This window comes from Thermosulfurimonas dismutans (genome assembly GCF_001652585.1).
Taxonomy (GTDB): Bacteria; Desulfobacterota; Thermodesulfobacteria; order Thermodesulfobacteriales; family Thermodesulfobacteriaceae; genus Thermosulfurimonas; species Thermosulfurimonas dismutans.
Genome location: NZ_LWLG01000012.1, coordinates 57,130 through 69,029, shown reverse-complemented (window position 1 = coordinate 69,029; position 11,900 = coordinate 57,130). Strand labels below are relative to the sequence as shown.

At 52.4% G+C, this 11,900-nt stretch carries 14 protein-coding genes; 9 read left to right on the top strand and 5 right to left on the bottom strand.

Annotated elements, in window-relative coordinates; genetic code table 11:
- Positions 1-824, bottom strand: an 824-nt coding sequence (locus tag TDIS_RS07925; protein WP_068671085.1) for an IS256 family transposase, incomplete at its 3' end; no start/stop codon positions are given.
- Between the two features lie 338 nt (positions 825-1,162).
- Here TDIS_RS07925 and TDIS_RS07920 point away from each other — a divergent pair.
- The 9 genes from TDIS_RS07920 to TDIS_RS07880 all read left to right on the top strand — a co-directional run bounded on the left by TDIS_RS07920 (position 1,163) and on the right by TDIS_RS07880 (position 8,965).
- Entirely contained in the window at positions 1,163-1,585 is a 423-nt protein-coding gene (locus tag TDIS_RS07920) for an NIL domain-containing protein (RefSeq protein WP_068671083.1), read from the top strand.
- On the top strand, positions 1,582-2,601 hold the full coding sequence (gene mnmA, locus TDIS_RS07915; RefSeq protein ID WP_068671081.1) for a tRNA 2-thiouridine(34) synthase MnmA: 1,020 nt from the start codon (positions 1,582-1,584) through the stop codon (positions 2,599-2,601). The genes TDIS_RS07920 and mnmA overlap by 4 nt, the downstream gene beginning before the upstream one ends.
- A 4-nt stretch (positions 2,602-2,605) precedes the next feature.
- A complete protein-coding gene (locus TDIS_RS07910) occupies positions 2,606-4,498 on the top strand; it encodes an ASKHA domain-containing protein (protein WP_068671079.1) in 1,893 nt (630 codons plus the stop codon).
- A gap of 142 nt (positions 4,499-4,640) precedes the next feature.
- On the top strand, positions 4,641-5,285 hold the full coding sequence (locus TDIS_RS07905) for a phosphatidylserine decarboxylase (RefSeq protein WP_068671077.1): 645 nt from the start codon (positions 4,641-4,643) through the stop codon (positions 5,283-5,285).
- A complete protein-coding gene (gene pssA / locus TDIS_RS07900) occupies positions 5,282-6,031 on the top strand; it encodes a CDP-diacylglycerol--serine O-phosphatidyltransferase (RefSeq protein ID WP_244147499.1) in 750 nt (249 codons plus the stop codon). Before TDIS_RS07905 ends, pssA begins: the two co-directional genes overlap by 4 nt.
- A gap of 61 nt (positions 6,032-6,092) precedes the next feature.
- Complete coding sequence (locus TDIS_RS07895; RefSeq protein WP_068671073.1) at positions 6,093-6,428, top strand: DUF370 domain-containing protein; 336 nt, start codon at positions 6,093-6,095, stop codon at positions 6,426-6,428.
- Positions 6,429-6,430: 2 nt separating this feature from the next.
- The gene (gene gmk / locus TDIS_RS07890; protein WP_068671071.1) at positions 6,431-7,015 is read left to right on the top strand and encodes a guanylate kinase; all 585 of its coding nucleotides are present in this window, start codon (positions 6,431-6,433) and stop codon (positions 7,013-7,015) included.
- Complete coding sequence (gene rlmB, locus TDIS_RS07885; RefSeq protein WP_068671069.1) at positions 7,015-7,752, top strand: 23S rRNA (guanosine(2251)-2'-O)-methyltransferase RlmB; 738 nt, start codon at positions 7,015-7,017, stop codon at positions 7,750-7,752. Before gmk ends, rlmB begins: the two co-directional genes overlap by 1 nt.
- Positions 7,745-8,965: a 3-deoxy-D-manno-octulosonic acid transferase gene (locus tag TDIS_RS07880; protein ID WP_068671067.1), complete on the top strand. Its 1,221-nt coding sequence runs from the start codon at positions 7,745-7,747 to the stop codon at positions 8,963-8,965. The genes rlmB and TDIS_RS07880 overlap by 8 nt, the downstream gene beginning before the upstream one ends.
- Here TDIS_RS07880 and TDIS_RS07875 read toward each other — a convergent pair.
- Genes TDIS_RS07875 through TDIS_RS07860 form a run of 4 tightly spaced genes read right to left on the bottom strand, consistent with a single transcriptional unit; the run spans position 8,962 to position 11,854 of the window.
- A complete protein-coding gene (locus TDIS_RS07875; protein ID WP_068671065.1) occupies positions 8,962-9,210 on the bottom strand; it encodes an Lrp/AsnC family transcriptional regulator in 249 nt (82 codons plus the stop codon). The genes TDIS_RS07880 and TDIS_RS07875 overlap by 4 nt on opposite strands.
- 31 nt (positions 9,211-9,241) lie before the next feature.
- Positions 9,242-9,985 (bottom strand): energy-coupling factor transporter transmembrane component T family protein, encoded by a 744-nt coding sequence (locus TDIS_RS07870; RefSeq protein WP_068671063.1) that lies wholly within the window; start codon positions 9,983-9,985, stop codon positions 9,242-9,244.
- A complete protein-coding gene (gene cbiM / locus TDIS_RS07865) occupies positions 9,966-11,018 on the bottom strand; it encodes a cobalt transporter CbiM (RefSeq protein ID WP_068671061.1) in 1,053 nt (350 codons plus the stop codon). The genes TDIS_RS07870 and cbiM overlap by 20 nt, the downstream gene beginning before the upstream one ends.
- Positions 11,018-11,854: a DUF4198 domain-containing protein gene (locus TDIS_RS07860; protein WP_068671059.1), complete on the bottom strand. Its 837-nt coding sequence runs from the start codon at positions 11,852-11,854 to the stop codon at positions 11,018-11,020. Before TDIS_RS07860 ends, cbiM begins: the two co-directional genes overlap by 1 nt.
- Between the last annotated feature and the right edge of the window lie 46 nt (positions 11,855-11,900).

Below are 11,900 nucleotides of genomic sequence, written 5' to 3'. Positions count from 1 at the left end.
AAAACCAAGAGATCCTCGAGGTTCTCCTCCCAGTGCTTCACTACTTCCGGATACTTCCCTTGCCACCGAGCCTTGAAAGCCCTGAAGGCCTCCAGGGCCTCGGACCTCCTCCTAGCCCGATAAATTCTCCTCAAATCTTGAGCCAAAGCCTCCCGGTGAGACCTCCGGACCTTCCTCAGGCTATACTTGAGACTGTGAAGAACGCATCTCTGAAACCTGGCCCCAGGATAAACCCTGAGAACCGCCTCCTTCAAACCTGATAGCCCGTCCCCTATGACCACCTCAATCCTCTTGAGACCTCTCTGGCGCAGTTCGTTGAGAATTTCCTGATAGACCAAAGAGCTTTCCCCTTCTCCTCCACTGGTCCAAAAGCCCACAATCTCTCTGGTCCCATCTCGCCTTATCCCCAAAGCCAGATACACCGGCTCCCTGGCCACAGTTCCTCTCCTCACCGGCAGAAAAGTAGCATCCAGATAAAGGGCAAAGTATTCCTCCGAAAGCCTTCGCTTTCTCCAGGACTCAATTTGGTCCTCGGCTACCTCCGTTAGTCTGCTTATACTGGCTGGCGAATAGTAAGCCCCGTAAATGGTCTCGATAAATCTTGAAACCGCCCTGGTACTGGCTCCCGAGGCGTACAAAGCCAATACAGCTTCTCCCAAGTCGAGACCGGCTCTTCTCCTTGGAGGAGGTAGGATCTGAGCTCTAAAGTTTCCATCTCGAGTTCTGGGAACCATCAGGCCTTCAATAGGCCCGTATTTGGTAAGAAGACAGCGAGGGTAGAAACCGTTGCCTTTGGTTTCAGGGTGAAAGTCTTCTTTCCTCAAGTGCCAGCTGCTCAATCACGCCTTTGATGGCCTCCTTGATGAGGTCCTCCAGCTTTTCTATAATTTCTCTGTCCTGCATGGCCTTCCTCCTTCCCTTTGGTTTGACTCCCACTTATTATCGCAAGGAGGAAGGCCTCTTTATTTGCCACCACGGACACAATCAAGGAAACACTACCTTTTTGCTTATAGTGGGCCGATTTTGATTTTTTTGACCAAAACTTGACATCCTTGATTGGAAGTTGTCCCAAGAATGATAGGCTGTCAACGAAGACTCTCTTCTTGAAATTTTTGAAAATAAGGATAAATTCGGAAATAAGAGGGTTAAAGGAGGGAATTTAATGTTTAAGAAGGGGTTGGTTTTGAGATTTCCGGCTGAGATCGTAGATCAGCCCATTGTTTGGCGTTTGGTAAAAGATTTCGATCTTTCTTTCAATATTCTCAAGGCTACGATCCTTCCTGGTAAGGAAGGTATCATGGTAATGGAACTCTCTGGACATCCCAAAAACGTCTCCAAGGGCCTTCAATATCTTCGGGATCTCGGAGTGGAGGTCAAAACCGTTGGGCAAGAGATCAAGCGGAACGAAGATCTTTGTATCCACTGCGGGGCCTGCACCGCGGTCTGTCCCACGGGCGCCCTTTCGGTGGATCGCGAGACCATGCAGGTGGTCTTCGACCCCGACCGGTGTAGCGCTTGCGAACTCTGTGTAACGGCCTGTGTGGTGCGGGCCATGGAGGTGCGCCTTGAACGTGAAGCCCTATGATTGCGGTGGCCATCTCCGGGGGAGTAGACAGTGCCTTTGCGGCCTGGTTGCTCTCCCGGAAGCACGAAGTTGTCCTGATCCACGCCCTTTTTACTCCTAGTCATCCAGATTTAGAACGGATTGAAAGTCTGGCCCGGTTTTTGGCGCTCCCTTACGAAATAGTTGATCTTCGAGAGGCCTTCCGTGACAAGGTCATAGAGTATTTTAGACGCGCTTACACCTTAGGGCTTACCCCTAATCCCTGTGTGGTCTGTAACCGGGAGATCAAGTTTGGTTTGCTCCTCAGGGAGGTCCTTTCCCGGGGGGCGGAAAAACTGGCTACCGGACACTACGTCCGGGTGGTTTATGACGAGGGGTTGGCCCGCTATCTCCTTTACCGGGGCCGCGACCGCAGGAAGGACCAGAGCTATTTCTTGCACCAGCTCTCTCAAGAGGCCCTTTCGCGGGTAATTTTCCCTCTCGGGGATTACCTCAAGGAGGAGGTCGTCCGGGAGGCCGTCCGCATCGGATTCTTTAACCTCACTGCTCCTGAAAGCCAGGAGGTCTGTTTCATCGAACGAGACTATCGGGACCTTTTCCGGGATCTTTCGTTCCCACCGGGAGAGATCGTGACCGTGGACGGTCGGGTGGTGGGCCGCCATCAGGGACTTTACGCCTACACGGTGGGCCAGAGACGCGGCCTTGGGGTGCGCCTCGGGAAACCTTACTATGTGATACGTCTCGATCCCCAAAAGAACCAGGTGATAATCGGCGAGAAAAAGGATCTCCTCCGGCAGGAGTGTCTGGTCTCAAACGTGAACTTTATCTACCCGCTTGATCCCGAAAAGCCCTTTCGGGCCGAAGTTCGGATTCGATACCGCCATAAAGAGGCCCCAGCGGAGGTGGTGCCTTTGGGCGATGGGCGTTTCAAGGTAATATTTGAAAGACCCCAGAGGGCTATAACTCCGGGGCAGTTTGCGGTTTTCTATCGAGGGGGACTGGTGCTTGGTGGGGGAGAAATTCTCCCGGAGGTATAGGAAGATGACCAAAATCAGGTTCCTTCCCTTTGAGGTTACTGTAGAGGCCCGCGAGGGCGAGACGGTTTTACACGCCGCCATGCGGGCCGGAGTGCACATCAACGCCTCCTGTGGCGGGGCTGGGGTTTGCAACAAGTGTCGGGTCTTCGTGGAGGAGGGCCAGGTTATAGGAGAGAGCCTTCCCGAGGGAGGTTATAAGGCTTGTACGCTTATCCCGGAGACCGATCTTGTGATAAGGGTTCCGGTGGAAAGCCATCTCGACCGTCGGGCTCTACTTCGTGCCCCGAAAAGATTGGCCAGTTCTTGGATTGAAGCCGCTGAAAGGGCTAGAGCCGTTGATATCGAGCCTGCAGTAAGAAAGTTCTTCCTTGAATTACCTCCTCCGGATCTTTCAGACAACATCCCGGATTTGAGACGCCTCAAAAGAGGGCTTAAAGAGATCCTCGGTCAAGAACCCGAGGCTGAGTGGAGCCTTCTTAAAAGGCTCCCTTACGTTCTGCGGGAAAAGGATTTTAAAGTCACAGCTTCTCTTTACGACCATCCTGAAAGGCGTATTCCTGTAATCCTCAATATAGAAGCTGGAGACACTGCCCAAAATCATCTGGCCGTGGCGGTGGATATTGGGACCACCACCCTTTGTGCGGAACTGATAGACCTCAATTCCGGACAGATCTTGGCCGAGACTTCGGACTACAATCCTCAGATAAGCTATGGTGAAGACGTCATAAGTCGAATAGAGTTTGCCCGTAGGGAAAAAGGCCTTGAGATCCTTTCACAGAAAGTAAGGGAGAGAATCTCTGGCCTCATCGAAGAACTGTGTCATAAGGCCGGGGTTGAGACCTCGAAAATCAGCCTCGTCTCGCTGGCCGGAAACTCCGTCATGACGCATCTGTTCTTGGGACTTGAGCCTCGATTTTTACGGGAGGATCCTTATGTGCCGGTGGCGGCCTTTTATCCGCCGGTTCCGGCGGCGGAACTGGGGCTTCCGGGAGCCTCTGGGGCTGTGGTGGAGTTTGCTCCCTGTGTGGCGAGTTACGTGGGAGGAGACATCGTGGCCGGAGTGGTGGCCGCGGGTTTCTTCGAAGAGGACCCTCTAACCCTTTTTATTGATATCGGAACCAACGGGGAGATCGTGGTAGGGAACAAGGATTTTCTGGCCTGTGCAGCCTGTTCCGCGGGTCCGGCCTTCGAGGGCGGAGGCATCAAGTACGGGATGCGGGCTACGGTAGGAGCCATTGAAGCTGTGCATATTGATTACGAAACCTTTGAGCCCATGATCCTCACCATCGGTGGTAAAAAACCTAAAGGGATCTGTGGCTCTGGGATCATCGCCCTCATGGCCAATCTCTTCCTCTCTGGTCTCGTAGATCGCTCCGGTAAATACCGCCGGGACCTGGATCATCCGAGACTACGGGAAGGCCGTGACGGTTGGGAATATGTCCTGGTGTGGGGTGAAGATTCGGCCAGTGGCGAGGACATCGTCTTTACCGAGGCCGATATCGACAACCTCATGCGGGCTAAAGGAGCCATGTTTGCCGGTTATCAGACCCTGCTTGAGTCCGTGGGCCTTTCAGTGGAGATGGTGGAGAGGGTTATTCTGGCCGGTAACTTTGGTAGTTATTTAGACCTTGAACAGGCTATTACTATAGGCTTGCTTCCAGATTTGCCTCGGGATAGATTCTATTTCATAGGCAACAGCAGTCTCAGGGGGGCCAGATTGTCCGCCCTATCCATCAAGGCCAGGGAGAAGATGGTGGCGGTTGCTCGAATGATGACACATTTTGAGCTTTCGGCTCATCCGGGTTACATGGATTACTACATGTCGGCTCTCTTTTTGCCTCACACCAATTTGGACCTCTTCCCTTCGGTCAAGGAAAGGCTTGAGGGTGGCAAGTGACATTGAGGATCAACTTTTCGGTTTTTAAAGTCTGGTTTCCCCAAATGGGGATCAAAAATAGCATAGGTTCGAAGGAAAATCCTTTAGCCAAATCCACGGCCTTTCAAACGAGAAGGCCAGATTTAGGCCAAGGAGGCCAAAAGTGAAAATAGCTAAAGAAGGCCTACCATTCGTAACAACTTTTCTCGGACTTTCTGGTATTTCGGCCCTTATCGGTCGGAAAAAGGCGGCCCTTGCAGGTGGGTTTCTAGCGGCTGCTACGACCTATTTTTTTAGAGATCCTTCGCGGGAGCCCGTGTGGGACAAGGAAGCTTTGGTTTCGCCTGCCGATGGCGTAGTGGCCAAGGTCCGATACCTTCCGGAATTTGAGGGCTTTCCGGGCCCAGTTTATCGGATAGGCGTCTTTATGCGGCTCTGGGATGTCCACGTTAATAGGGCTCCGGTCTCAGGTCGAATAGTGAAGGTTGCCGAATTTCCGGGCGAAAAACTTCCGGCCCAGTGGGAGGAGGCTTTCCATCGCAACGAGAAACGGTTTTATTGGCTTGAAAGGGACGATGGGCTTTCTATCTTGATAATTCAGGTAGCCGGTCTTTTGGCTCGGCGGACGGTGAGCTACGTTCGCGCAGGCGATGAGGTCCTCTGCGGGGATCGTTTGGGTATGATCAAATTTGGTTCTCGGGTAGAAGTGCTTTTTCCGGCCGAGGGCGCACGTATCCTGGTGCGTGAGGGGCATCGCGTTAGGGCCGGAGAGACCCCCCTGGCCCTTCTCTCATGGAGGGGCCCGTGAAAAAGATCGCTCTCTTACCTCATCTGTTTACCACCGCCAATCTTTTTGCGGGCTTTTTTGCTTTGGTTTCGGCCCTTACTGGAAAAATTACCCAGGCTTCCTGGGCCATCTTTGCGGCTATCGTGTGTGACATCCTGGACGGCCGTTTGGCTCGGCTTACCCGTTCCTCAAGCCGTTTCGGAATGGAATACGATTCCCTCTGTGATATGGTCTCTTTCGGGGTGGCTCCGGGAATTTTGGCCTACGAGTTTGCCCTGAAACCCTACGGGCGCTATGGATGGCTAGCGGCCTTTGTGTACGTGGCTTGCACGGCCTTGAGGCTAGCCCGTTTCAATGTGGAGGAACCGGGACCGAGCAAATACTTCAAGGGTCTTCCAAGCCCAGCAGCCGCGGGGCTTGTGGCCGGAACTGTGATTTTCCTTGATCATATTGGTGCCGTTTTTCCTGTAAAACACCTGGCCCTGATCCTTATGATCTATTCCGTTTCCTTTCTTATGATTTCTCCTTGGCCTTACCCAAGTTTTAAGGTCCTTCGTTTTAGTGAAAAGCAGATGACCTATCTCCTGCCTGGGATGGTGTTGCTCTTTGCTATTATGGCTGCCGAGCCGAAAGTTACGTTGTTTTTGGCCTTTCTCTTGTACGCCGTTATGGCTCCCTTAAAAGAACTTGTGCTCTTGGTTTTCCCTCGCCTTGGTATTTTGAAGTCCCAAAAGGCCAATTTAGGGGAGAAATTGAAAAACATTTGACAAGGGTATGAAGTAGTATTATTTAAAGAAAGCTCAAAATTTAAAAAGGGAGGAGGAGTAAATGAGCTGTAAGTGCCGCCTATTGAACATCGGATTTGGGAATTCGGTGGTGGCGGAGAGGGTGATTGCGATCGTGAACCCCAATTCCGCCCCTATGAAGAGGCTCCGGGAGGAGGCCAAGGAATCTAAACGTCTGATCGATGCTACCCAGGGGAGGAGGACTCGTTCCATCATTATTACCGACAGTAATCATGTGATCCTCTCGGCTATCCAGGCGGAAACCATTGCCCAGAGGTTGACCTCGGATCTTCTAAAGATGCATGAAGAATGCGCCGAAGCTCAGAAAAACGAAGAGGAAGAGAAAACACCCTCCCGTAAGCGTAAAAAGTCTTCCTAGAGATGTTACAAGCTGGGTTACTTTTAGTCATTTCCGCCCCTTCGGGGGCGGGAAAAACTACTTTGTGTCGTCTCTTGATAGAGAGGGCAGGTTTTTCTTTTTCGGTTTCCCATACCACCCGTTCTCCCCGTTCTGGAGAAGTTGAGGGGCGGGATTATTATTTCGTGGATCGGAAAACCTTTGAGGAGATGATCCGTAAGGGGGAGTTCCTGGAGTGGGCCGAGGTGCACGGGAACCTATATGGTACCTCCTGGGAAGAGGTGAACCGGCGGCTTTCTTCAGGGCAAGATCTGCTCCTCGATATCGATGTTCAGGGGGCCTCACAGGTGCGCAAGAGACTCGGCTCCCGAGCCATCTTTGTTTTCATCATGCCTCCAAGCCTTGAAGAGCTCGAAAGACGTCTCCGAGGCCGAGGGACTGAAGACGAGATCACGGTGGCACGTCGGCTCGCTCGGGCCCGGGAGGAGATGAACTACGCCTCTTGGTTTGATTATGTGGTAGTGAACGATGAAGTGGAGCGGGCCTTTGAGGACCTTTTAGCTATCGTGCGGGCCGAAAGGTGCCGGCCTTTCCGGATCGGCTACTGATGTCTGAGGTCATCTGGGGGATCAATCCCGTCCTTGAGGCCTTGAGGAGTCAGCCTGAGAAAATAGAAGAGATATGGCTTTCGGGCAAGGAACTCAAAGGTCGGCGATATCGGATCCTTGAACTTGCCCGGGCCCTTGAAATTCCGGTAAAGGTGGTTCGGAGTTTTCATCCTCCTAAGGTCCCCCCTGAAGCCAAGACCCAAGGGGTGGTGGCCTATCTCCGCGGGTTCGATTACACCTCTCTGGAAGAATTCGAGAGTCAACTTGAAGAACTCCAGTCTCCTCCGTTGGTGGTTCTTCTTGATGAGCTTACAGATCCCCAAAACGTAGGTTCTCTTATTCGGACCGCAGAGGCCTTAGGGGCTACGGGGCTATTTCTCCCCAAACATCGTTCCGCAGGGGTTACGCCGGCGGTCATCAAGGCTTCCGCGGGAGCGGTTTTCCATCTTCCGATTGTGAGGGTGGTCAATCTCAGACAGGCCATAAGGAAACTCAAGGAAAGAGGCCTTTTCGTCTTTGGGCTCTCGCCTGAGGGTGAAAGTCTTCTCTTTGAGCTTGATTTGACCGGGCCGGTGGCCTTGGTGATAGGAAGCGAAGGCCAAGGTCTCAGGGAAGGGGTGAAAAAGGAATGCGATTTCCTGGTGCGCATTCCTATGAGTGGTCATATCGAGTCCCTTAACGCCGCGGTGGCCGGGGCCATTGCCATCTACGAGGTCCTGAGACAGAGAAGTGTATAAGTTCTATCGTTTCTTGAGTTTCTTTTTGGAGAAGGGCCTGGCTCATCGATTCCCAGAGCGGTTCCGTAGGCCGAACTCATCTCCGCCGGTGGCCCTCTGGATGCATGCGGCCTCCGTGGGGGAGGTCCAGGTAGCCGGGGCTATTCTCAAGGCTTTAAAGGCTAAACACCCGGACATTCCGATTTTTCTTAGCCTTCAGACCCAAACCGGTCTCAAGCGAGCAAAAAGCCTCCTCGGAAATATGTCGGGGATGAGGATAGAGCTTGCTCCCTGGGATGGCCCTCGGACGGTGGCCGCCTTCCTCGAAGTCTTGAGGCCTAAGGTTCTTGTCCTGATTGAAACCGAGCTCTGGCCAAACCTTATAAAGGAGGCCTTTGCCCGTGGCACCAAGGTCTTGATCCTCAATGGAAGAATCTCTGAGAAGGCCTTTCGGCGGTATCGGCTGATCAAACCTCTTTTGGTCTCTCTTCTCGAAGGAGTGAACTTCATCGGGACCATCTCCTCGGAGGACCGGGAGAGATTTTTGGCTCTGGGAGCGCCTCCGCAGAGGGTGGAAGTTTTCGGGAACGCCAAACATGATCTCCTCTTTGAGAGGGCCAAAAGTTTGGATCCTTCTGATCTCAGGGAAAGGCTCGGTTTGGTTGGCGGTGAGAAGCTGGTGGTTTTTGGAAGCGTGAGGGGCGGAGAGGAGAAAATTGTTCGGCAAATGATCTCGGCCCTCAAGGATCTCCCAGACATCCGATTCGTAGTGGTTCCCCGGCATCCGGAAAGGGCCGAGAGTTTTTTCAAAACTTTGGCTCCTCTGGGACTTTCCGTAAGTTTTTTCCGAGGAGCAAATGGGCTTTCCGGTTTTCGGATCGTGATCGTGGATGAGGTGGGACCGCTTTTCGGACTTTACGCCCTCTCCGAGGTGGCGGTCATAGGTGGTAGTTTCGTTGAAAAAGGGGGGCAAAACCCGGTGGAACCAGCGGTTTTCGGTAAACCAATACTTTTTGGTCCTCACATGGAAAATTTTCGCCCTGAAGCCAGGGCGCTTCTTCTGGGACAAGGAGCTCATCAGGCTAAAGATCCGGCAGAAGCAACTACTGTCCTTAGATCGTGGCTTTTAGAACCTACAAAGGCTTCCGAAATAGGCCGGAAGGCTTTGCTTTCGGCCGAGAAACTACGTGGAGCTTCCAGACGCTACGCTGAGATCCTGCGACGATTTCTTTAGTGCCCTTCCTCTAGTTTGACTACTGGGCAGGTCATGGTGTGCTGGATGTAGGGGATGTTCTGTAATTTCCTTAAAACCACTTCCGAAAGGGTATCGTGATCTAGAGTTTCGACCTGGGCGATGATGTCGTAAGGGCCCATAATAACGTCGAGTTTTATTACTTCCGGCATTTCAGAAAGGGTTTGGGCAACCTCCGCTGTCTTTCCAATCTGCGTGTTGATGAGAATATAAGCCCTAAGAGGCATGAGAACCTCCTTTTTGGAAATTGCTCTTATTTTACCAGAAGATGGAGAATCCAAGAAGGAGGAGAGAAATCCCTAGGAGGGGTATCCCCGTAAAAATTTCATCTTTCCCGATAGGGGATAACCCTTGGACCGTGAGGGAAGAAAGGCCCCGAGCATACATGGCCAAGAGTACCTTTTCGGTTTCCTCATAGGCTCGCCAGAGGAGCAAGGCGTAAAGTCGGGCCTTGAGCCGGTAAGTATGGAAGTTGGTTTTTTCTCGAAATCCTCGGGCTATCATAGCCAGCTTAAGGGTCCCGAAATCATCGAGAAGGACAAAAACATAACGATAGGTAAAGATAAAGAGGGCCAAGAGTTTTTCGGGAACCCCTAGGGATCTTGCGGCTCGAAGGGTTTTAAACAGAGGCGAGGTGCCCACTAAACTCAGGAAAAAGATAAAAGAAGAGAGTACTTTGAGGATCACGGTAAGCCCTAGAGCGAGGCTTTCTGGGGTTGGAGAGCCAAAAGTTTTTCCCGGGCTGGAGATCGAAAGTAGCCCTCCGATAAGGAGGGCGATGGCCGCCGGCGCCCTAAGGTGCCAGAGGACAAAGTTTAGAGGCAAGCCAGATACCGAAAGCATTACGATGGAGACTCCTAGAAAGAGTCCCGCGACTTTCAGGTGCCAGGTAAGATTGACGGCTAGAAGGATTAGGCCCAGAGATAGCAGTTTTATCCGAGGATCAACGCGGTTTAGAGGACCGTCTTTTCGGCTATAGCGATCAATTTCCGGAAGATGCAAGGGCCTTAAACCTCCGTCGGGTGTCCCAGGCGACTATAAACCCTGAAAGGCCAAAGATAAATCCCAAGCCAGCCAGAACTTCGGTGGTCGGGAATTTTTCTTTGTGAATCTTGACCTTAGAAGGACCTTGAGAGGACTCACGGGTTTCTTGGGCCGGAAAGGTATTGGTTGCTAGTTTGAGGGTCCTTTCCACCCGGTGGCCCAGTTTACCGGAAAGTACGATCTTTACCTCGGGATAGTTAGGCCGAGGTAGGGTACACACCCCTTCGGAATCTGTGGTGCAGGTGGCGATGACCTTACCCTGATAGGACATTTCTACTCGATCTCCTACAGCCGGAGTGCCGTCCGGAAAAAAGGCTTCCACTCGAATGGTGGTTTTTTCCGGGAAGAGATCCAGGTCCAGACGATGGGCTGAAGATAGGCTTGGTATAAGGATGAGGATCAAACACGCAGGAAAGAGAGAGGGTTTCAGGGCCTTCAGAGTCTTTAAGGTGAGAGCCCCGATGAGCCCTTCTAATACGGCCACCGGCAAATGGGCTACCAGGGCCAAACGGGCTACTCCCAGAAAGTTCTCTCCGGCAAGCGAGAGAGTCAGAGCCAGTAAAAGACCGGAAAGAAGAACCGCTCCTCCGCAAAGCACACCCGAAAGGATCGTATTTCGGTGGAAGCCACCTTTATAAGTCAGGAGACCCACCATGAAAGCCGGTCCTCCCATCACCAAGGTGTTGATTCCTAGGGAAAAGAGTCCTCCGAACTGGAAGAGAAGGGCCTGGAGGGCGAGGGCTATAAAAAAGGAGAGGAAGGCCAGCGGCCCGAGTAGGAGACCGCCCAGCCCATTCAGTATGAGATGGACGCTGGTAGGGCCTAGAGGGACGTGGATAAGGCTTGCTAGGAAGATGGCCGCGGTCACCAGGCTGATCTTGGGGACTTCTTCCACCGGTAGTCTGCGCAGAGAAAGAACCACTCCCCCAGCGGTCACCACCCACCCTACACCCGAAATCCAGGCCGGAAGGACCCCATCGGCGATATGCATTATCTCTCCTCCGGACGTAGATCAAAACCGGTGGGAGCTACTGGTTTCGCTGGAAAGACATAGAGCCACATACCGGAACGGATCACCAGAGGAAAAGTGCGATTGGCGTAGGTGATTTTCCCTCCGGAAATGGCGGCGTTGATGGCCCACCAGCCAGGCTCACTGAATCCGATCGTGAAATAGCCTTGCTCGTCGGTCGTAACGGTTAGGGTGATGAGGGGATCGTTAACTCGGCCATAGGCATCGAGCGGGAGTTTCTCTTCTGGGACGTAAAAACCATTGAATTTTTCGATCTCAAGGGTGATGCCGGCCGCCGGTTTGCCGTTCAAAAGGACCCTACCCTTGAAGACCCGGCCTACAGTGAGACCGTAGGGGCGAGTGAGCGGGACAATCTCGAGTCCAAAGCCACAGAGATTCGCCCATCCTCGTTCTACCTGTACATGGAAGGGGGTTTTCATGTGATCTTTCCAAACCTCCCCCTCTTCTTCATTTAGATAGGGTCGGCCTTCAAGACACAGGAGATAGTCCCCCCGCTCGGTAGGAAGATAGGTTATCCGATATCCAAAACGTTTCTTCCCGGAAGCGTAGTCCTTGACGGTGATTCGGGCCAGGGAGACTTTGTCTTTCTTGTTTTTAGGAGTAACGACGTAACCCTTAGGGGCCTTGAGGTCGTAGAGGATGCCTTCAAAGGGATGGCCAAACAGGATCATGAAAGCGAGTTCTTGCCCCCGTAGACCGTATCCTTGGCCCTTTTCCGGAATAGCAATCAAAAAATGGGCCCAAGCCAAGCTAGGAAGAATAATCGCCGTCAGTAGCAACCAGAGTGCTCTCTTCATTTTTGCCCCCTTTAATTTTGTTTGCGTGTTATTTTTTTAGTAAAAA

Coding starts and splice junctions, on each gene's coding strand:
- TDIS_RS07910 (WP_068671079.1), top strand. CDS start 2,606: ATGACCAAAATCAGGTTCCTTCCCTTTGAGGTTACTGTAGAGGCCCGC.
- rlmB (WP_068671069.1), top strand. CDS start 7,015: ATGTCTGAGGTCATCTGGGGGATCAATCCCGTCCTTGAGGCCTTGAGG.
- TDIS_RS07860 (WP_068671059.1), bottom strand. CDS start 11,854: ATGAAGAGAGCACTCTGGTTGCTACTGACGGCGATTATTCTTCCTAGC.
- TDIS_RS07920 (WP_068671083.1), top strand. CDS start 1,163: ATGTTTAAGAAGGGGTTGGTTTTGAGATTTCCGGCTGAGATCGTAGAT.
- cbiM (WP_068671061.1), bottom strand. CDS start 11,018: ATGCATATCGCCGATGGGGTCCTTCCGGCCTGGATTTCGGGTGTAGGG.
- mnmA (WP_068671081.1), top strand. CDS start 1,582: ATGATTGCGGTGGCCATCTCCGGGGGAGTAGACAGTGCCTTTGCGGCC.
- gmk (WP_068671071.1), top strand. CDS start 6,431: ATGTTACAAGCTGGGTTACTTTTAGTCATTTCCGCCCCTTCGGGGGCG.
- TDIS_RS07895 (WP_068671073.1), top strand. CDS start 6,093: ATGAGCTGTAAGTGCCGCCTATTGAACATCGGATTTGGGAATTCGGTG.
- TDIS_RS07875 (WP_068671065.1), bottom strand. CDS start 9,210: ATGCCTCTTAGGGCTTATATTCTCATCAACACGCAGATTGGAAAGACA.